This window comes from Meiothermus sp. (genome assembly GCF_026004115.1).
Lineage (GTDB): Bacteria > Deinococcota > Deinococci > Deinococcales > Thermaceae > Meiothermus.
Genome location: NZ_BPIM01000002.1, coordinates 29151 through 48203, shown reverse-complemented (window position 1 = coordinate 48203; position 19053 = coordinate 29151). Strand labels below are relative to the sequence as shown.

Annotated in this window: 18 protein-coding genes; 11 read left to right on the top strand and 7 right to left on the bottom strand. The window is 59.7% G+C overall.

Annotated elements, in window-relative coordinates; translation table 11 throughout:
* From Q0X23_RS15905 to Q0X23_RS15890, 4 genes are all read left to right on the top strand, one after another.
* A partial coding sequence (locus Q0X23_RS15905) for a TetR/AcrR family transcriptional regulator (protein WP_308446101.1) occupies window positions 1–559 on the top strand: 559 nt, incomplete at its 5' end.
* Window positions 559–879, top strand: a complete 321-nt coding sequence (locus Q0X23_RS15900; protein ID WP_119340756.1) for a multidrug efflux SMR transporter — start codon at window positions 559–561, stop codon at window positions 877–879. The genes Q0X23_RS15905 and Q0X23_RS15900, both read left to right, overlap by 1 nt.
* On the top strand, window positions 879–1232 hold the full coding sequence (locus Q0X23_RS15895; RefSeq protein WP_119340757.1) for a multidrug efflux SMR transporter: 354 nt from the start codon (window positions 879–881) through the stop codon (window positions 1230–1232). The genes Q0X23_RS15900 and Q0X23_RS15895 overlap by 1 nt, the downstream gene beginning before the upstream one ends.
* Entirely contained in the window at window positions 1229–1552 is a 324-nt protein-coding gene (locus Q0X23_RS15890; RefSeq protein ID WP_119340758.1) for a multidrug efflux SMR transporter, read from the top strand. Before Q0X23_RS15895 ends, Q0X23_RS15890 begins: the two co-directional genes overlap by 4 nt.
* 42 nt (window positions 1553–1594) lie before the next feature.
* Here the strand turns inward: Q0X23_RS15890 and Q0X23_RS15885 are convergent, their stop codons facing one another.
* On the bottom strand, window positions 1595–2869 hold the full coding sequence (locus Q0X23_RS15885; RefSeq protein ID WP_206074902.1) for an ATP-dependent 6-phosphofructokinase: 1275 nt from the start codon (window positions 2867–2869) through the stop codon (window positions 1595–1597).
* A gap of 154 nt (window positions 2870–3023) precedes the next feature.
* On the opposite strand from Q0X23_RS15885, the gene Q0X23_RS15880 reads away from it, so the two are divergent.
* The 3 genes from Q0X23_RS15880 to Q0X23_RS15870 are packed head-to-tail and all read left to right on the top strand — an operon-like array spanning window position 3024 to window position 6646.
* Window positions 3024–3677 carry a response regulator transcription factor gene (locus Q0X23_RS15880; RefSeq protein WP_119340760.1) on the top strand — a complete coding sequence of 218 codons (654 nt, stop codon included), beginning with the start codon at window positions 3024–3026 and terminating at the stop codon, window positions 3675–3677.
* A complete protein-coding gene (locus tag Q0X23_RS15875; RefSeq protein ID WP_297861262.1) occupies window positions 3664–5397 on the top strand; it encodes a GAF domain-containing protein in 1734 nt (577 codons plus the stop codon). Before Q0X23_RS15880 ends, Q0X23_RS15875 begins: the two co-directional genes overlap by 14 nt.
* A 46-nt stretch (window positions 5398–5443) precedes the next feature.
* Window positions 5444–6646 carry an MgtC/SapB family protein gene (locus Q0X23_RS15870; protein ID WP_119340762.1) on the top strand — a complete coding sequence of 401 codons (1203 nt, stop codon included), beginning with the start codon at window positions 5444–5446 and terminating at the stop codon, window positions 6644–6646.
* Window positions 6647–6655: 9 nt separating this feature from the next.
* Here the strand turns inward: Q0X23_RS15870 and Q0X23_RS15865 are convergent, their stop codons facing one another.
* Window positions 6656–7498: an isoprenyl transferase gene (locus Q0X23_RS15865; protein ID WP_119340763.1), complete on the bottom strand. Its 843-nt coding sequence runs from the start codon at window positions 7496–7498 to the stop codon at window positions 6656–6658.
* A 212-nt stretch (window positions 7499–7710) separates the two neighbouring features.
* The gene (locus Q0X23_RS15860; RefSeq protein ID WP_297861261.1) at window positions 7711–8217 is read right to left on the bottom strand and encodes a hypothetical protein; all 507 of its coding nucleotides are present in this window, start codon (window positions 8215–8217) and stop codon (window positions 7711–7713) included.
* Between the two features lie 202 nt (window positions 8218–8419).
* Between Q0X23_RS15860 and Q0X23_RS15855 the strand changes: the two genes are divergently transcribed.
* The 3 genes from Q0X23_RS15855 (at window position 8420) to Q0X23_RS15845 (ending at window position 11983) form a co-directional block, all read left to right on the top strand.
* Window positions 8420–9952, top strand: a complete 1533-nt coding sequence (locus Q0X23_RS15855; protein ID WP_119340765.1) for a serine protease — start codon at window positions 8420–8422, stop codon at window positions 9950–9952.
* Between the two features lie 244 nt (window positions 9953–10196).
* Entirely contained in the window at window positions 10197–10679 is a 483-nt protein-coding gene (locus Q0X23_RS15850; RefSeq protein WP_297861260.1) for a hypothetical protein, read from the top strand.
* Between the two features lie 155 nt (window positions 10680–10834).
* Window positions 10835–11983 (top strand): phosphopentomutase, encoded by a 1149-nt coding sequence (locus tag Q0X23_RS15845; protein WP_119340766.1) that lies wholly within the window; start codon window positions 10835–10837, stop codon window positions 11981–11983.
* Here Q0X23_RS15845 and Q0X23_RS15840 read toward each other — a convergent pair.
* From Q0X23_RS15840 to Q0X23_RS15830, 3 genes are read right to left on the bottom strand one after another with little or no spacing between them, the layout of a single operon-like run.
* Window positions 11980–13371 carry a nicotinate phosphoribosyltransferase gene (locus Q0X23_RS15840; protein ID WP_119340767.1) on the bottom strand — a complete coding sequence of 464 codons (1392 nt, stop codon included), beginning with the start codon at window positions 13369–13371 and terminating at the stop codon, window positions 11980–11982. The genes Q0X23_RS15845 and Q0X23_RS15840 overlap by 4 nt on opposite strands.
* Complete coding sequence (locus Q0X23_RS15835) at window positions 13368–14399, bottom strand: bifunctional nicotinamide-nucleotide adenylyltransferase/Nudix hydroxylase (protein ID WP_119340768.1); 1032 nt, start codon at window positions 14397–14399, stop codon at window positions 13368–13370. Before Q0X23_RS15835 ends, Q0X23_RS15840 begins: the two co-directional genes overlap by 4 nt.
* Window positions 14396–15154 (bottom strand): NUDIX domain-containing protein, encoded by a 759-nt coding sequence (locus Q0X23_RS15830; protein ID WP_170148248.1) that lies wholly within the window; start codon window positions 15152–15154, stop codon window positions 14396–14398. Before Q0X23_RS15830 ends, Q0X23_RS15835 begins: the two co-directional genes overlap by 4 nt.
* Before the next feature lie 287 nt (window positions 15155–15441).
* Here Q0X23_RS15830 and Q0X23_RS15825 point away from each other — a divergent pair, with 287 nt between their 5' ends.
* The gene (locus tag Q0X23_RS15825) at window positions 15442–17592 is read left to right on the top strand and encodes a glutamine synthetase III (RefSeq protein ID WP_119340769.1); all 2151 of its coding nucleotides are present in this window, start codon (window positions 15442–15444) and stop codon (window positions 17590–17592) included.
* Between the two features lie 397 nt (window positions 17593–17989).
* Here Q0X23_RS15825 and Q0X23_RS15820 read toward each other — a convergent pair whose 3' ends face one another.
* Window positions 17990–19021 (bottom strand): hypothetical protein, encoded by a 1032-nt coding sequence (locus tag Q0X23_RS15820; protein ID WP_297861259.1) that lies wholly within the window; start codon window positions 19019–19021, stop codon window positions 17990–17992.
* Between the last annotated feature and the right edge of the window lie 32 nt (window positions 19022–19053).

The following is a 19053-nucleotide window of genomic DNA, read 5'->3' as shown; positions in this document are numbered from 1 at the left end:
ACTTGACGTTTATACCGTCCAGACGGTACAGTATGTTGCGGGTATCGGTATGGAGATTAAGTACCCAACCATAGAAGCCAGGACGCGGATTTTACAGGCCGCTGCGGAGGTGATACGGCAGGAAGGCGCGATGGCCCTAACGCTGGATGCGGTAGCAAGGGGAGCTGGGGTCAGCAAAGGGGGGCTGCTCTACCATTTCCCAAGCAAAGATGCACTGGTGCAGGGGTTGTTGGAATATCAGCTGGATACTTTTGAAGAGAGCCTGCGAGCCAGCGGTCTGCCTTTTGCCGAGGCCTATGTCAAGCTCGGCTCCTACGATGGCTCGCGGGGCCTGCTGTTGGGCATGCTGGCGGCCCTGGCCCTGAACCCTAGTTTGCTGGAAGTCGTGCGTGAACGCTGGCAGCGCTGGTACGCCCGGATTCCTCAGAACCCCGATGTAATGGTAGCAATCCTGGCCACCGATGGCATCTTCATGACCGATGTCCTTAAGTTGGGCGTGCCAGAGGGTGACTATAAGCGAAAAGTTTTGCAGCGAATGCTGGAACTGGCAGGTGGCTGATGGCCTGGGCCTTATTGATTTTATCCGGGCTTTTCGAGGTGGCCTTTACCACCCTGATGAAGCTCTCCGATGGCTTCAAGAAACCGCTGCCCACCCTGGGGTTTTGCGTTTTTGCGTTCTTGAGCCTGGAGATTCTCTCACACGTTATGTTGACTATCCCGGTTGGCACTGCCTACGCAGTCTGGGCCGGGATAGGCGCTTTCGGCACAGCGCTGGTGGGCATTTTCTTCTTCAAAGACCCGGTGAACCGGGGGCGTCTGTTTTTTCTCACCAACCTGATTCTTTCGGTGATCGGGCTGCGGGTATTCGGGGGTGCGTAGTGGCCTGGGTCTATCTGGTCATCGCTGGAATCTTTGAGGTGGGGTTCGCTACCAGCCTCAAGCTTTCGGAAAACTTTAGCAACTGGCCCTACACCATCGGCTTTTTCGTCTGCGCAGCCATCAGCTTTGGGCTGTTGGTAGTGGCTATCAAGCATATCCCCCTGGGCACTGCCTACGCTGTCTGGACGGGTATTGGGGCCTTTGGTACCGTGCTGGTGGGGATTCTCTTTTTTGGCGATCCCGCCACCGTGGGCCGCATCGTCTTTCTGGTGCTGCTGATTGGTTCGATTATCGGCCTCAAACTGGTCTCACCAGACGAAAGGAAACCTACACAGGTCAAGGAGGCTTCGTGAACGGCTGGGTATTGCTGCTGCTGGCAATTGTGTCGGAAGTGATCGGTTCGACCGGTCTCAAGGCCACGCAGGGCTTTAGTAAGCTTGGGCCCTCTGTAGTGGTAGTGGTGGGCTATGCCAGCGCCTTCTACTTTCTGAGCCTGGCGCTCAAAACCATTCCGCTCAACACCGCCTATGCGGTCTGGTCGGGGCTGGGCACCGCGCTAATTGCGGTATTGGGCTGGCTGGTGCTCAAGGAGCCCATGAACCTTCCGATTGCCCTGGGAATTGGGCTCATTATTGTGGGGGTGGTGGTTTTGAACCTGGCCTCGAGGCCCTGACTCCAGACCTTCACCGCCATGTTGGGCAGGTCGTCTTCCAGGTCACATCCCTCTGGGCTGCCCGGTAGCTCCTAAAACCTGCTGCCAGAGTTCGCTCTGAGGGTCAATCTGCTTGCGTTTTTGCGTAGCCATCGAAATAGGCACATGGGTGAAGTGCTGGTTCCAGTAGCCTACCATCATGTCGGTGCGCCCGCTCATGCCGGCATGGACAGCATGTTGCCCCAGGGCCAGACAATACTCCGAGTCCACTGCGTTGGCTGGTACGCTCCGGATGATGTAGCTGGGGTCAATGTATTTGATGGTGGCTTCCAGGCCTTTCTGGTCGAAATAGCGAGCCATGGCCTCCTTGAGGAAAAGCCCGATGTCCTTGAGCTTGACGTTGCCCGAGGCGTCTGTAGCTACTTCTCCTTCGATCAAGTCCTGGCCGGCGCCTTCGGCCAGGGCGATAACCGCATGGTGGCGGGTCAGAAGGCGCTCTTCTAGAGCGGCCAGAAAACCCGCCAGGCTAAAAGGCACCTCGGGCACCAGGCAGAAATTCACATCGGCGTTGGCTAAGGTAGCGTGGGCGGTGATGAAGCCGCTGTAGCGGCCCATCAGCTTGACCAGCCCGATGCCGTTGTAGGCCCCACGGGCCTCGGCGTGGGCAGCTTCCAGCGCCCTGGTGGCCTCCTCGACCGCGGTAGCCACGCCAAAGCTGCGTTCGATCCATTCGATGTCGTTGTCAATGGTTTTGGGGATGCCAATCACGCTAATCGCCAGGTTCCGCTTCTGTAGCTCCTGAACCAGGGCCGAGGCCCCGCGCAGGGTACCGTCACCGCCTACTGCAAACAGAACTTGTACCCCCAGTTGCTGCAAGCGCTCGATCATATCGGCGGGTTCCTGGGGGCCCCTCGAGGAGCCCAGCAGGGTGCCGCCGTCGTCGTGGATGTCCTGCACCATCTCGGGGGTCAGGAGCAGGGGCTCGATGCCCTGGCTGGCAGCCAGCCCGGCGTAGCCATAGCGGAACCCATAGATGCGCCTCACCCCATAGCTGTAGCTGAGGGTCATCACTACCGAACGAATCACGTCGTTCAGGCCCGGGCAGAGCCCGCCACAGGTCACGATTCCGCAGGCAATTTCGGTAGGGTTGAAAAAAATCTGGCGGCGGGGGCCCGCTAGCTCAAAGGTAGCGGGTGGATTTTGCAGCTCATCCAGCATGGAAGCCAGCAACACCCGGCTACCGTCCTCCACAAATACATCCCGCTGGTTTTGCAGAGGGCTCTGAAAGCGGGCCGGGCCCAGGATGGGAATTTGGGTGTTGGGAGTACTGTTTTGCACAAAGGCCATCTTATCCGTCGGTTGGGGTTTCAGGGCAAGGGTCTTTAGCCCTCAACCCGCCAGTGGACTTCCGCTAAAGAAGCGAAATTTTCGTTTCTGACGCAGTAAACATATTTCTCTGGTGAGCCTGACAACCACGGTGTACCCTAAAACTATGAGCCATCCCGGCCCAAAGGCAAGCCTGGGGGTATTGCTGGTAGACGACCATGCGGTCGTGCGCCAGGGGTTGCGGATGTTTCTGGCCACCGATGAGGGGCTTTATGTGGTGGGTGAGGCCGAAAACGGGCAGGAGGCCCTGGAGAAGGTGGCCCTTTTGCACCCCGACGTGGTGTTGATGGACTTGCTGATGCCGGTGATGGATGGGGTTCGTGCGACCCGCGAGATTAAGGCGCGCTTTCCCGAAGTAGAGGTAATTGCTCTGACCAGCGTATTGGAAGACCAATTGGTGGTTGAAGCCATGCACGCCGGGGCAACGGGTTATTTGCTCAAGGATACCCACCCCGAAGAACTGGTGGAAGCTATCCATGCAGCGGGCCGGGGGGAGGTGCGGCTGCACCCCGAGGCCGCGAAGCGGCTGGCCCAGGAAGTGCGCACCGCCGAGATGCGCGAGGCCCTCACCCCCCGGGAGACTGAAATCCTGCGTTTGATTGCGCATGGGCTATCCAACAAGCGCATCGCCCAGCAGCTCAACCTGTCCGAGCTGACCGTCAAGACCCACGTTTCTAACCTGCTGTCCAAACTGGGGCTGTCTTCGCGCACCCAGGCGGCTTTGTTCGCTATTCGGGAGGGGCTGGTTGGGCTCGAGTGACTTCCTGCTCAGGCTTGACCCCCGAACCCTGGCGGGGTTTTTGGAGGCCACCCGCGACGCGATTCTGATTGCCTCCGCTGAGCGCAGGCTGGTGTACGCCAACCGGGCAGCCCAGGACTTGCTGGGCTATAGCCTGGAGGAACTGCAAGCCGTGGACATCCTGGACTGGATTGCGCTGCCCTACCGCACACGGGTGGTTGAGCGCATCCAGCACAACCGCAGCGCCCTGCCCGGCTTCTTCGAGATAGCCCTGGTACGAAAGGACGGAAGCTGGCGGTATGTACGCTGCTCCATCTTGTATCTGGAGATTGAGGGCCAGTTGTACGGAGCGGTCATAGTCCACGACCTCACCTCACCCCAGACCCTGCGCCGCCACGAGGCGCCCACTACGGACGCGAACGGGCGGGATACGGCTCAGGACATGGTGGAGGAGGTGCGCCTCGCAAATAAGCGTCTCGAGGCGCCCACTACGGACGCGAACGGGCGGGATACGGCTCAGGACATGGTGGAGGAGGTGCGCCTCGCAAATAAGCGTCTCGAGGCGCCCACTACGGACGCGAACGGGCGGGATACGGCTCAGGACATGGTGGAGGAGGTGCGCCTCGCAAATAAGCGTCTCGAGGCCCTCTACCAGGCCGACGAAAAGCTCTATGCCTCCCTCGAGCTCGATCAGGTCTTGCAGGCGCTGGTAGATGTGTGCGTGGATCTGCTGGGGGCCGACAAAAGCTGCATCCTGATCTGGGATGAAACCCACCAGCACCTCATCACCCGCGCTCAGCGGGGGTTTGCCTCGCAGTTCGTACAGGTCATGAGCGAGTACGCCGGGCGGGGCCTGCTGGCCTACGCAGCCCAGAGCGGCGATACGGTGGTGGTACAGGACACCTACCAGGATGAACGCGTAGACCGCCACGTGACCGACCCCGAGGGCATTCGGGCCTTCATGCACATCCCCATACGCCTCGATGGCGAGGTGTTTGGGGTTTTTAGCATTAATAACTTGCTTCCCCACACCCTGGGCCCCGAGGAGCAGCGGGCTTTTACCTCGCTGGCCCGGCGGGCCGCCGTGGCCATTCGCAACGCCCGCCTCTACGCCGAGGCCCAGGGCAAGGCGGCTCTCGAGGAGCGCCAGAAACTGGCCCGCAACCTGCACGATTCGGTTTCTCAGGCCATCTACGGCATTGTGCTGGGGGTACGCACCGCCAAAACCCAACTGGCCCGCAACCCCGAACAGGCCCCCGCTGCGCTGGATTTCGTGTTGAACCTGGCCGAGGGGGCCATCGCCGAGATGCGGGCCCTGATCTTCGAGTTGCGCCCGGAGTCGCTTAAGCAAGAGGGATTGGTCGCAGCCCTGTCCAAGCAGGTCGCAGCGGCCAGGGCCCGTCATGGTCTTCGCCTCGAGGCCAGTCTATGCCCCGAACCCGCCCTGAGCCTGGAAGCCAAAGAAGCCCTCTACCGCGTGGCCCAGGAAGCCCTCAACAACATTGCCAAGCACGCCAAAGCCCACAAAGCGCACCTGCGCTTGCAGCAGGCAAACGGTATGGTACAGCTCGAGATTTGCGACGATGGGGTGGGGTTTGATAGCCAGCGCGAGTATTCGGGCCACCTGGGTCTGGTTTCCATGCGGGAGCGCATCGAGCGCCTGGGGGGTCGCTTTGAGGTTGTCAGCAGCCCCGGTGCCGGTACAACGGTGCGGGCAAACCTGCCTCTTCCGGGGGGTTGATGGGGGTGGGGGCTTTGTCCTGCGGCAAAAGGAGTAGCGTAATGATGTGCAGACGCTGCTGTGGCATTTACTGGCCGCCACCCTGATTGGGTTTGCGGTGGGCCTCGAGCGCGAACGGGCCAAAGTGGAGCGCCAGGGCTCGGCCATCGGGGGGGTACGTACCTTCACCCTGCTGGGATTGCTGGGCGGAGTGAGCGCCCTTGGGCCGAATTTGTGGTTGCCGGCGGCAGGTCTTTTGGCGGTGGCCGGACTGGCGGTGTACTCGCTCAGAAATAGCCGCGATGCCACCAGCCAGGTAGCCGCCCTGACCGTATACGTGCTGGGGGTGTTGTGCGGCCTGGGCACCGTGCTGCCGGCCCTGTTTGCCGGGGCCTTGCTGCTGGGGTTCCTGGCTTTTCACGACGAACTCCATGCTTTTGCAGGGGGGATTCAGCGCAGCGAAGTGGAGGCGGCGGTCTTGCTGGCCTTGCTGCTGGGGGTGGTCTACCCACTGCTTCCCGATGCCAACTATGGCCCCTATGGGGTCTGGAACCCCCGGGAAATCTGGCAGGTGGTCCTGCTGGTGGCCGGGGTCAACTTTGTGGGCTATCTGGCCTTGCGCTTGCTGGGTTCCAAAGGCCTGTGGGCAGCGGCCTTGATGGGCGGCCTGGTTTCGTCCACGGCCGTTACCCTTTCGATGGTGGCCCAGGGACGGGCTAACCCAAGCCGCAACCCGCTGTGGGCCAGCGGGGCTGTGCTGGCCTCGCAGATGATGCTGGGGCGGATTCTGGTCTGGAGCGCCACCGCTCCGGCCCTTTTGCAGATACTCTGGTTGCCGATTGCGGTGTGGCTGCTGTGGGGCTTGCTGACGGCGGCCTGGCTGGCCCGGCGCGACCGGAATGTGTCGGAAAGCATACCCGTGCAAAACCCCTTGCAACTTCAGAGTGCTTTGCTTTTTGCCGGGGTTTATGCGCTGGTCAAGCTGCTGACCAGGGTGGGCCTCGAGGTCTTCGGGAGTGCGGGGGTGTTTGTGGTGAGCGCCCTCTCGGGTGTGGCCGATGTGGACGCCATCTCGCTTTCGCTGGCGCGCCTGACGGCCAGCGAACAGCTGATCTTGCAGGTCGCGGCCATCGCCATCCTGATTGCGGCTTTGAGCAACACCCTGTTCAAAACCATGCTGTCGTTTGGCGCCGGGCGGCTGGGGGTTTACGTGGCCCTGGGGCTGTTGCCGGGTGGATTGTTGGCTTTGCTGACGATGCTGGGTCGCTAAACGCTTGCTTCACTTCCCAAAACGCCGCTCCCGTTTCTGGTAGTCGCGCACTGCCCTCAGGAAGTCCACCTTGCGGAAGGCAGGCCAGAAGGCGTCGAAGAAGTAGTACTCGCTGTAGGCGGCCTGCCACAGCAAAAAGCCCGAGAGCCGAATTTCGCCCGAGGTGCGAATAATGAAGTCGGGGTCGGGTACACCCGCGGTGTAGAGCCGCTCGGAGATGTGTTCCATGTCCAGCTCGGCGGCCAGCTCTTCCGGTGATTTGCCGGTCTGGGCGGCCTCGAGCAGCAGGCTCTTGACGGCATCCACAATTTCTTCCCGCCCCCCATAGCCCATGGCGATATTGAGGAGCATTCCGCTGTGGTGCTCGGTGGCTTTTTCTAGCTCTTCCAGGGCCTCCAGCACCTTGGGTGGGAAGCGGTCGTGCCGGCCAATTACCTTGACCCGCACCTCGTTGGCGTGGATGCGGGGGTCTTGGGCCATTCGCTTCGCTTCCTGAACAAAGAGCTGCATGAGGGTCTCGACCTCGGTCTGGCTGCGGTTAAAGTTGTCGGTGGAAAAGACCCAGATGGTCACGGTAGGAATTTTGAGCTCGAGGCACCACTCGAGCACTTCATAGGCTTTCTGTACCCCAAATTCGTGACCCTGATGTCCCTCCAGGCCCAGCTCCCTGGCAAAACGCCGGTTGCCGTCCAGAATCATCCCCAGGTGCTTGGGCGCCTGGCCCCGGCGCACCTCGGCCTCGATCCGTTTTTCGTACCACCAGTAAAGCGGCTTGAGCAAGGCACCAAAGAGCTGTACCAGTTGTTGTCGAATCGAACCTTTGGGAACGCGCACAGGGGATGTTGCCGCCATGGGCCACCTCAACCTATCTATCTTAGCGGGAAGTCTGTAGATAAGGTGTGCAAGTTGGGCGAAGCCAAGGCCTTGATCGTTTGCCACGCTGCCTGACCCTGAGCGGCTGGCTTTGGCGGATGGGGACGCTACCGGGATTTTGACCAAAAAATATGACCTGGACGAGAATTTCGGAAAACCGGCAAAGCCCCTGGTTGTGCAGCAAAAAGTGTTCAGCGACGCAGACGATCTACCTTGAGCACAAAGCTCAGCACGAAGCTGCCGTGTTTGGGGCTCTTCATCTGGATGCTGTTGCCCTGCAAGGTGAGGCTGGTAGGGGTGAGGGTGGTGATGGTCACGTTCCCGCTGCCGCCCCAACTCTTGCGGTTGTTGGGGTTGCGGTCATCCACGTAGCTCAGGGTGCCCCGCACCTGGGAGTTCAGGGGATCGCCTATGCGGTAGGTCTGGCCCTGTTTGAGCGGCCCTTTGAGGTCAACCGAAAGAATACGTGGCGCGTAGGGGGGTGGATTGCTGTTGGGGTCGGCAAAAAAGTGCAGGCTCACTCGAGCCGAGTCCTTGAATGCGTCCCCGGTCACCCGAATTTGGGGTTTGGCGGGTAACCTGCCCAGATCCAATCCGCGCACCTGAAGCCGGAAACTGCCGCCGGTGGCCGGGGTAAGCCCGGCTTGCGCCAGGGCCAAGGCTGCCAACATCAGTCCCATTACCCATAGTCTGGTCATGCCCCCAGGTAAACAGAACCCAGCCTGAGGGTTATGAAAGTTCTGTGGAGGCGCCTTGACTTTGCAGAGCTGGGTGGCTTGTGCAAACTGCTTCGGGAGGACTTGGCGTGTATTGGTGGTGCAAATGAACCGGGTTTGGGCTTAAGATCCTCTATATTCGGAGTTACAACGCAATGCATGCGTTAAACCGTGGAGGTTGACTATGAAACCTAGGGGTTTGGGTCTCTTAAGCTTGTTTTGTTTGCTGGTCTGGGGGATGGGGGGGACAGCCCTGGCCCAAACCCTGCCACGCGATGTACGTGAGCGCATTATTGCCGCCACAGTGTTCATCACCTACCCCACCGGCACCAACACCGCTAGTGTGGGTTCGGGGACACTGATTAGCCCCCAGGGCTTCATCCTGACCAACTACCACGTGATCGGCGACCTGGAGAACCGGCGCATTGCCCCACGCCTTTTCGTGGGTACCATTCGCTTTGTGGATCAGCCGCCGGAGGTACGCTACCAGGCCGATGTGGTGGCCAGCGACCCCAACCTCGATCTGGCCATTTTGCGCATCACCCGCACTTCTAATGGTCAGCCCATCGGGAATGTCACCTTTCCGGCGGTTCCCATTGGCGACTCCAATAAGCTGATTGTGGGTGACCCCATCTATGTGTTTGGCTTTCAGGGCACCGGCGGTAACACCATTACCATTTCTACCGGCGTGGTGGGCGGTTTTACCGGTGAAGACATGGTGAGCGGTGGCAAGCAGTGGATCAAGCACGATGCCCAGACCGGCCCCGGCAACTCGGGGGGCGGCATTTTCAACCAGGATGGCGAACTCATCGGTATCCACACCCGTGGGTTGTCGGGGCAGGGCAACTCCCGCACCGCCTTTATGCGCCCTTTGGCCCTGGCCTGGGGTCTGATTGGCCCCAATGTGGCGGGGTTGGTTAACCGGGCCCCCGCTGTGTCCAACCCCCAACCCCAGCCGCAGACAGCCACCAGCACCGCCTGGCCCCCGGCCCTTGGCACCGGCCAGACCTGGCAGGTGCGGATTCAGGGCGGCCAGTGGACGGGCGAGTGGTCGGTGGTGGTGGGCCAGAAGGATGCAGACGGCGACTTTGAGGCGACTGCCAGCCTGGGCAGCCGCCGCACCGAGGCCTTGTTTTTCCTGCAAGACAATATCCTGCGCCTGAACATTGGCGACCGGTATCCGCTGGCCCGCTGCCGCTTCGACCCTCAAAACGTGAGCGGGGTCATCCAGGGCAAGCTGTTCGTGTTCAAGGATGCCAACTCCGATGCCGAAGAAATTGGTACCTGTGTGGCCAGCCAGCGAGGCGCCCAGGCTGTACAGCCGGTGCAGCCCCAGCAACCCCAGGCCGCCTGGCCCCCCAGGCTGGCCGTGGGGCAGCGCTGGCAGCTCAGTGTGACGGGTAAAGATCTCGAGGACGCCGGAATCGTGACCCTCTCCGAGCGCGACAGCGATGGCGACCCCAAGGGAACTGCGGTCTTCGGCAATAACTTCTCAATGGTGGCTTACTTCTACATGAGCCGCAGCGGAGCTGCTTTCCTCGACATGACCGTTCCCAGCGGGGCAGATAGCCACCGTGCCTGGTTCCGCTGCCACTTCGAGCAGCAGGGCAATGCGGCCAGTCTCAAGGGAACCCTCCAGACCTTCCGCACCGATGCCAACGGTCAGATTAGCGACCTCAAGGATGTGGGGACCTGTACTGCTACCCTGAGCCGCTAGCGAATGCAGGCTAACTGAAGAAGCCAGAGAGCCAAATCAGACTCCTTAATGTTTATCGAGCGGCCCTAACTATGTGGTAACCGGATGCAGTTGCTAGGCAGTCCCAAGCTGACGAATCAATCCAGAATGCAATACCCAAACGAATTCACAGTTTGAGGTGCTTTGGGTACGTGGAGGTTAGCGAAGTAAGTTTTAGGGCATTCAACCATAGGTTCCTGTAGTTGATCTTCTGGAGGAGTAGCTCATGAAAAAGTTGATCATACCTATTTCTCTTGTCTTTATGCTTGGTTTTGCGCAAGAACAGCCTCAAGTTTTTGGAGATGCCAGATTTGTTGAACGACAGGATGTTATGACTGACGAAGACCGTTCTTCCGTGGTCATCTCTGAGTTAGCAGCACAACCAAATGCAACGTTGATTTGGCGGTGTAGAGGAGATCGTTTAGAGGTGTTGGTATTTGCTGGAGAAATACTAGATAGTAATTCAAATCGGTTGTTTTTCAGAAGTGATAAAGGTGCGGCAGCAGTGATAGTTGGTAGTTTGTCTACCAATAGGCGAGCGGTTTTTATCAATAACTCGGATCATAAAATGTTTACCCAAGCCGTCTTGGGTACAAAAAATATTTTCGCAGTTCGATTTGGATTTCTCGAAAATGAGGCGTTTACGTATCAATTCCGAGTATCAGGTCTAGCAGATGCATTGGCTAGATTGAAATGCTACAAGCAATAATCCGGCCTTATCTTATGAGGGTTTCTGAATTGCTTCTTCTTAGGCTATTCCTCCGGGCCACAAAGACAACTATCTTCCCTGGCGCCTGAAAGCATTGTGGACTGAGTGCAGAGCGTCTTCCTCTCTTCCGGTTCCCTCTCCGGTATGCTTGGGGCATGAAGATAACCACCATCGTGCTGGACTCGGTGGGACTGGGCTATCTGCCCGATGCCGCACAGTTCGGCGATGAAGGAGCCGATACCCTCGACCACACCGTGCTCAAAACCGGCCTCGAGCTCCCCCACCTGGCCTCGCTGGGGCTGGGCCATGTACCGGGGGTGCACACCCTGCCCAGGGTTGCAGAGCCTTTAGGCGCCTTTGGGCGCATGATGGAGGTGAACCCCGGCAAGGACACCTCCACCGGCCACTGGGAGTTTGTGGGGATTCGCCTCGAGCACCCTTTTCAGGTTTTTCCACAGGGTTATCCACAGGATTTCCTGGCACAGTACATCCAGCGCATCGGGGTGGAAGGCTACCTGCTCAACCAACCCTACTCGGGCACCGACGCCATCCGCGACTTTGGCGACGAACACCTGCGCACCGGTTGGCCCATCGTGTATACCTCGGCGGACTCGGTTTTTCAGGTAGCCGCGCACATCGGCAAGGTGCCCCTGGAAACGCTCTATGCTTGGTGCCAGACTGCCCGCGAGATGCTGGTGGGGCCGCTGGCCTGCGCCCGGGTGATTGCCCGCCCCTTCGAGGGTGAGCCGGGCCACTACTACCGCCGAGAAGACCTGCGCAAAGACTTTGCCCTGGAACCCCCGCCCAACGTGCTGGATCTCATCAAAGCCGGCGGATTGGAGGTGGTGGGGGTGGGCAAAATCCCCGACATCTACGCTCACCGGGGCTTCACCCGCGAGGTCAAGGCCGGCAGCAACGCCCTTGGCCTGGAACGCACCCTGGAACTGATGCGCGAGCCTTTCTCCGGCCTGGTCTTTACCAACCTGGTGGACTTCGACGCCAGGTACGGCCACCGCCGCAACCCCCAGGGCTACGCTGAGGCCCTGGCTGCCTTCGATGCCCGGCTGCCCGAGTTGCTCGCTGCATTGGGGCCGGAGGATTACCTTTTCATCGTCTCCGACCATGGCAACGACCCCACCTACCGCGGCACCGACCACACCCGCGAGTACGGGTTGCTGCTGGTGGTGGGGCCCGGAATGGCCGGCAAAGACCTGGGCACCCGCGCCACCTTTGCCGACCTGGCGGCCAGCCTGGCCAGGGGCTTCGGCCTCCGGTGGACGGGGCCTGGTACAAGTGTTATCTAGGTGTTTTGGCGCACCTCTTCAAAGGTGTAGCGCCGCATGATCTCGCCGTTTTCAAAAACCGTCTGCAGGATGCTCTGGGGATGGGGCTGGGTCTCTTCCAGCGGCAGCTCTACCGTGCGGATACCCCGCTCGTCCTTGATGACGTCCAGGCGGCCCTTTTTGGAGAGTTTGCTGGGGTCGTCTATCGGGCTTTTGCCTACCCCGTAGGTCTCGCCGTTCACGCTAACCAGGTGCAGCTTCTGGGCGAACTTCTGGGTGTCGCGGTGGGGGTGCTGCAAGAGGGCCCCGCCCATGCCGAAGGCCACGTTGGAGGCGCTGTAGCCCCACTGCTCGAGCAAAAACAATACCTTGCGGATGGTGTCGGCGTTTACCCCATCGCCCTGGATGACCCGTACCCCGTTCAAGACCTTGTAGCCCTTTCGGTTGAGGGTGGCTCCAAACCTGGCCTCGAGGGTTTGCACAGTGCGCAGTACCACAAAAGGCGGGTCGCCCGAGTCGGGCCGGATGACCACGGTGGCTCCGGACTGCTGAATGAGCTCGCGCAGGTCCTCTCCGATAATCTGGCCTACGGCGTGCTCGCGGTTGTAAGAGTCGATCACCATGGCAAAAAGTGCCCCCGGCTTGCCGTAGGTCTCGATCATCTGCCGGTAGGCCTGGACCTCGCCCTCGCGGCCAAAGCTGGTTACGGTGGCGTGCTCCATGGCCGGAATGGAGTAGCCGGCCATCTCGGCCCCGTAGTAGTTGCGGGCGTAAATGAGGGCAGTGACGGTGTCGGTGCCCTGGAAGTTGACCAGGTGGGCCATGCCGCCCAGCCCGGCGCTCTCCAGGCTGCTCACCCCCCGCGCGCCAAAGTCGTGCAGCTTGAAAGGCAGCTCGGCCTCAGGGTCGTCGGCGGTCTTCTCCAGGTAGGCCTGAAGGATGTTGCGGATGTTCCAGGAGATGGTGCAGACCGTGGTGGGATACCAGACTGCCCGCAGCAGGGCAGTCTCGAGCCAGCCCGGCAGCCAGGGCACCCGGGGGTCGGTGCTTTCGATAATCACCAGCGGGTTATGCACGGGAATTACCGCTCCTTCCGGCACGGCCCGGATGCGCACGGGGAGCCTGCCGCCCAGCTCCTCGGCAATGTAGCGCCAGCCGTCGGTGGGAAAGGGCAGGCCGTGGGTCAGAAAGACCTCTCGGGCCTCCTCCACATCGGCCATACTGACCCCTTTGGACAGGTACTCCATCAGAAAGGCCTGCAGGCCAAAAAAGCGCACAAAGTTGGAGTCGCCCCCCCGGCTCTCAATGTACCAGCTCGCGTAGGTCATGTTCTTGGGAAACTGGGCGAAGTGGCTGGCCTTGTAGCTGTCGGTGTTGAGAATCAGGTTGTGGGGGTTGAGGGGTTTCATGGGAGCTCCTTTCTTTGGGGCTTGACCGGTTTTTGCGGCGCCCGCCCCAAAAACCAACAAATCTGCTGATAGTGGTCTTCAAAGAAGCGAGCCTGGTGGGGCTCGAACTCGTCTAAGGGCAGCCAGAAAGCCCGGGCTGCGTCGTCTTGCCCTTGGACGGCCGGGGGTGGGGCGCTCCCGAGGTCGAAGTAGTGTCCGAAGCTAATCACCCTGCCCCGCAGGCTTCGGCCCGGGTAGTCGAAGGCTTTGGTGGCTTTGAGCAGGGAGGGCTTCAGTTGCAGGCCGGTTTCTTCGCGTAACTCGCGCAGGGCGGCCTCGAGCAGGGTCTCCTTAATCTCCACATAGCCCCCCGGCAAAGCCCAGGCCCCTTTGCTCAGGGCCCCTGCCCGCTCGACCAGTAGCACGTGTGCCTGGGCCAGCACCGTTGCGTCGGTAGCCACATGAAGCAGGGGATAGGGGTAGCGCTGGTCGAGAGAGCGATAGTACTGCAGGGTTTTCCATTCGGCCTGCAAACGGCCAAACTCTGCCGTGGCGGCAAACTGCTCCATGAAACGCAGTACGGCCTCGGGTACCATGGCCTTCCAGTCGGCGTTCCCGGCAAAATAGCTATTGCGCACATCGGTGGCGTTGAGGGTGCTCGCCACCCCACTGGGCTCAAAGGGCCAGTTGCCAAAGCCGTGCAGGTAGTAGCTGCTCTCGTCCTTGTGGTAGCCGGTGATGTAGATCTCGGCCCCTGGGCCTGCAAGGCCCTCCACGGCGGCCCGCACCGTGCGAAACCAGCGGGGGTCGTCGTAGAAGTCATCCGCGACGGCTACGAAGTGAAGCCGCTGGGCGGCCACGGCGTCCAGGCTCGCCCTGATCATGGCCTCGCGTTCGTCGGCGCTAAAAGGGTTTTTGGGGGTGGGATAGCAAAAAGCACTGCCCAGCACCACAATCAGCCGGTCAAAGCGGGCCAGGGCACGGGTAATGGTCTCGAGGTGGGCGTGGTGGGGCGGCTGGAAGCGCCCGATGAACACCGCCGTTTTCATAGCTCCCTCCGAAAGCGGTAAAGTTCCGCAGGCCGACCCAGGCCGCGCTCGAGCTCGCCGGTGGGCTCGAGCATCCCCGAGGCCAGCATCTTGCGGCGGAAGGAGTCTTTGTTGAGCCTTTTTTGCAGGATGGTTTCGTGTACGGTCTGCAGTTGGCGTAACGTAAAGCGCTCTGGCAGCAGCTCAAAGCCGATGGGGGTGTAGCCGAGTTTGCCCCGGATGCGCTGGATGGCTACCCCAAGAATCTCGGCATGATCGAAGGCCAGCGAGTACTTTTTGAACTTGCTATCGAAGATCTCCACCGCGCTTTCCCCCTCCGGGATGCGCAGCCTGAAGAGGGCCTTCTCCTCGCCCATCTCGCGGATGTGGCTGGCTTCCACCAGGGCGTAATAGGCCACGCTGATTACCCGCGTGCGGGGGTCGCGTTCAGGGTGACCAAAAGTGTAGAGCTGCTCGAGGTAGATGGGGTGGCGCAGGGGACCCTCCCGCTCCATGCCCGCTACCCCCTCGAGGCCGGCTTTTTGTCGTAGCACCCGCGCAGCGGCTTCGTCGAGCGACTCCTGCATTTGCACGAACCCGCCCGGCAGGCTCCAGTAGTTAAGGAAAGGATGCTCTTTGCGCTTGATCAGCAGGGCCTCCAGATGCCCGTCGCGCAGGGTCAGAATAACCACATCTACCGTAACGGAAGGCCGGTCAAATGCGCTGGCATTGTAGGAGTCCAGGTAGCGCTGTTCTTCGTGGCTGCGTTGATGCACCGGGCCCTCCAGGATAGAAAAACTTATATGCAATAAGCATATATCTAGTATCTAGATAAGTCAAGTCGTTCCGGCCTAGCGCTTTGTTGCGCCAGTATTCTTGCAAAATGTACACAAAATAAATGACGTTTAGCCAGTTTTTGCCTAAGGGTCTTGATGAAGTTTATCAATTTGTGCTAACGTGTCTCTTCAAGCGGTTGCTGGCGATACGCTTTGAGGTTGAAAAAGTTAGATATATAAAGCATCTAAATGTCAACCAGCGACCTGGCACCGCCCCAGGAGGCCCCATGAACCACGATTTTGACGTCATCTCGGCTGCCCGCAACTGGCGTTTCAAGGATGTTCGGCAGGTTTCCAGCGACATTGCCGGAGAGGTCTTTGCCAGTGATGTGCTGGATATGGATGAACTGCGCGAGCTGGTTTCCAAGCCGGTCTGGAAGTCGCTGCAGGCCACCATCGAAAAGGGCACCCCGCTCGACCCCAGCATTGCCGATACCATCGCCTTGGCCATGAAAAAGTGGGCCCTGGAAAAAGGTGCCACCCACTACACCCATTGGTTTCACCCCCTCACGGGCTACACTGCCGAAAAACACGATAGCTTCTATAGCCCCATCTCCGAAGGCAAGGTGATTGCCTCCTTCACGGGCAAGGAGCTCATCCAGGCTGAGCCGGATGCTTCTTCGTTCCCTTCGGGCGGTCTGCGCGCCACCTTTGAAGCACGGGGGTATACGGCCTGGGATCCTACCTCGCCAGCCTTTATCATGCGCCACTCCAACGGGGCAACCCTTTGCATTCCCACCGCCTTTGCTAGCTGGACCGGCGAAGCCCTCGACCTCAAAACCCCCCTGCTGCGCTCCATCGAGGCCCTTAACAAAAGTGCCCAGCGGGCCCTCAAATACTTTGGCCTGCAGGCCAATAAAGTTTCCTCGACCCTGGGGGCCGAGCAAGAGTACTTCCTGATTGACGAAGAGTTTTACTTCCGCCGCCCCGACCTGGTCATGACCGGGCGTACCCTCTTTGGGGCCAAGCCGCCGCGCGGTCAGGAACTTGAAGACCACTACTTTGGCTCCATCCCTGACCGGGTGCTTTCCTTTATGACCGACGTAGAAAACCAGCTCTATGCGCTGGGGATTCCTGTAAAGACCCGCCACAACGAAGTAGCCCCCGGCCAGTACGAAATTGCCCCCATCTTCGAACCCTCCAACATTGCTGCCGACCACCAGCAGCTCATCATGCAGGTGCTCAAGAACACCGCCCGCCGCTATGGCCTGGTGGCGCTGTTGCACGAGAAGCCCTTTGCCGGTATCAACGGCTCTGGCAAGCACTGCAACTGGAGCATGGGTACCGACACCGGTATCAACCTGCTCGAGCCCGGCGATACCCCCCACGACAACCTGCAGTTCCTGTTTTTCTGCGCAGCCGTTATCAAGGCAGTGGACGTGCACCAGGATCTGCTGCGCATCAGCGTAGCCTCGGCTTCCAATGACCACCGCCTGGGGGCCAACGAAGCGCCGCCGGCCATCCTCTCGATCTTCCTGGGTGAGCAGCTCACCGACATCTTAGAGCGGCTGGTCAGCGGTAAAGGCGGTTCAGGCAAGAAGGCGGGTGTGCTCGAGCTCGGAACCCCAGTGCTCCCACCTCTGCCCAAGCACGCCGGCGACCGTAACCGCACCTCGCCCTTCGCCTTCACCGGCAACAAGTTCGAGTTCCGTGCGGTGGGCAGCAGTCAGAGCATCTCCTTCCCCATTACCGTGCTCAACACCATCGTGGCCGATGCCATTGACGCGCTGATGGACGCGGTCGAGGCCAGGATGAAGAAGAAGATGGCCTTTGAACAGGCCGCGCTAGAAGTCATCAAGGAGACCTACGCACAGCACAAGCGTATAGTTTTCAATGGTGATGGCTACTCTGCGGCCTGGCACAAAGAGGCCGCCAAGCGGGGGTTGTTGAACCTGCGCACCGCAATCGATGCCATCGAGCACTTTACCGATGAGAAAAACATCAAGCTATTCACCCGCCTGGGGGTTCTCAACGAACGCGAGATTCACGCCCGCCAGGAGATCATGTACGACATCTACTTCAAGCAGGTCAACATCGAAGGCGAGACCACCGAGTGGATTGCCCAGACCCAGATTCTACCGGGGGCCCTGAGCTACCTGGCCGAACTCTCGGAGATTGAGGTCAAGTCTCGGGCGGCCGAGCGTACCATCGCGCAGGTGGTGCAGGCCACCGATGCCCTCTCCGATGCCTTAGAAAAGCTCAAGGCCCAGAACGCCGAGCTTGGCGGCGACGAGGTGCACGAAAAAGCCCACCACATGCGCGACAACGTGCTGCCGGCCATGGCCGAGGTACGCAAGGCAGCGGATGCACTCGAGCGCATCCTGGCCGATAGGTACTGGCCTCTACCTAGCTACCGTGAAATGCTTTTCGTCAAGTAAGAACCTGCCTCTGCCTCCGACACCTCCCTTTACGGGGGGTGTTTTTTTACTCCAGGGCCAGCTTCACGAACATCGAGCCATCCGGGTTAGAGCGCTCTTTACATAGAATGAGCCTCCCGAGAATCAAGAATCCTCTATCCCAGACAGAACAGTTGCCGCCCGGAAACTCGAAACCCAAGCACTCGTGGGCGCGTAACAATCGTCTGGGCGCAGACGCATTCTCGTTTTCGTGGGCGGCCACGTCTTTTAGGAGCGCGATAAACCTGTCTGCCGACCTCCGCGGAGTTATCTGGTCAACCCTGTAGCTGTTTTATTGAGGGCCTGGCGCTGTCTGAAACAGCCCGATAGTCGGCAATCGGTAGGTAACTTTGTGCGCGGTGGGCTTCAGTACGTCGACTCATCTAAAGAATTCGGTTGAGTAACGAAGTGGTGTGATGATGGGTAAAAACCAACATTTTGGAGAGGATTGGTTTGAAAGCCGTTGCCAAGCAGAGAGGGAATGTTGTATTGGACGGTGACGAGTACGGTAAAGGGCAATCTGCAGCCAGTCCTTAGCTCTAGGAATAGACCGGATGTTTCTCCGTTTTTGCCGTCGCCACAGCCTGCCATTCCCCACTTCGGCGGTGTTGTTGGTTTTGGGGAGCCGGGGTTCAAGCCAGTAACTTTTGACCTGATTCCAAGCCCGCATGAGGGGTTCCAGACAGCCCTTCCAGCGGGGTAGCAGCACTTGCCAGAAATAGGCTTCCGCCTCCCCCAAGGTCTTCATCTCCAACAGCACTTGCAGTTCCAGCTGCAGCCGATTCCTTTGATCTTTGGTGGTCTTGCCCAGGATATCCCTGCTCAGGTGGAACCAGCACCTGACCTGTTGCACTTTAGACCCCAGCCAGTTCAAAGCCTCTGCGATCTCGGGCGCCCCATCGGAAACCACATAATCAAGCGACCCATCGCTGAGCAAATCCCGTACCCGTTCAAACCCCCGCTCCTCGGCCAGATCAGCCGATATAGGACAGCCGCTCTGGGCTTCCCAGACCCCATAACCCTGGCCCCGGCTATCCCGCCCATACACCCAGTCATCCACACAAACCTTGCGGATAAGCCCTTTGATCTGTGCGTTCTCTGCTTTGAGCAAGGTCTGTCCCCGGTAACCACCGCTTTCTGCCCAATCCAGTCGGGTGGCCAGCACAATCGGATAACCCAGCAAGGCAGCGATATCCGCTTTGACCGCCTCGGTAACCCGATAGCTGTCAAGGATGACAAATAAACCCTGCACCAGGCGGCTATACCAGCGATAACGTTGGCATTCTGGGGTATATTCCACCCTTATCTGCCGTTTGCACGCAGCACAGCGCAGGCGTTTGAGTCGGGTTTCTTCTATGCCATTCAGGGTTCGAAGCTTCCGCTTGCGATAGCCGCCACATTCGACTTTCACACTTCCGCAGTTCTGGCAAGCTACACTATCTT

Excerpts from the sequence above, each read along its gene's own strand:
- Q0X23_RS15900 (WP_119340756.1), top strand. The coding sequence starts at position 559 with ATGGCCTGGGCCTTATTGATTTTATCCGGGCTTTTCGAGGTGGCCTTT.
- Q0X23_RS15880 (WP_119340760.1), top strand. The coding sequence starts at position 3,024 with ATGAGCCATCCCGGCCCAAAGGCAAGCCTGGGGGTATTGCTGGTAGAC.
- Q0X23_RS15865 (WP_119340763.1), bottom strand. The coding sequence starts at position 7,498 with ATGGCGGCAACATCCCCTGTGCGCGTTCCCAAAGGTTCGATTCGACAA.
- Q0X23_RS15860 (WP_297861261.1), bottom strand. The coding sequence starts at position 8,217 with ATGACCAGACTATGGGTAATGGGACTGATGTTGGCAGCCTTGGCCCTG.
- Q0X23_RS15855 (WP_119340765.1), top strand. The coding sequence starts at position 8,420 with ATGAAACCTAGGGGTTTGGGTCTCTTAAGCTTGTTTTGTTTGCTGGTC.
- Q0X23_RS15850 (WP_297861260.1), top strand. The coding sequence starts at position 10,197 with ATGAAAAAGTTGATCATACCTATTTCTCTTGTCTTTATGCTTGGTTTT.
- Q0X23_RS15845 (WP_119340766.1), top strand. The coding sequence starts at position 10,835 with ATGAAGATAACCACCATCGTGCTGGACTCGGTGGGACTGGGCTATCTG.
- Q0X23_RS15840 (WP_119340767.1), bottom strand. The coding sequence starts at position 13,371 with ATGAAACCCCTCAACCCCCACAACCTGATTCTCAACACCGACAGCTAC.
- Q0X23_RS15835 (WP_119340768.1), bottom strand. The coding sequence starts at position 14,399 with ATGAAAACGGCGGTGTTCATCGGGCGCTTCCAGCCGCCCCACCACGCC.
- Q0X23_RS15825 (WP_119340769.1), top strand. The coding sequence starts at position 15,442 with ATGAACCACGATTTTGACGTCATCTCGGCTGCCCGCAACTGGCGTTTC.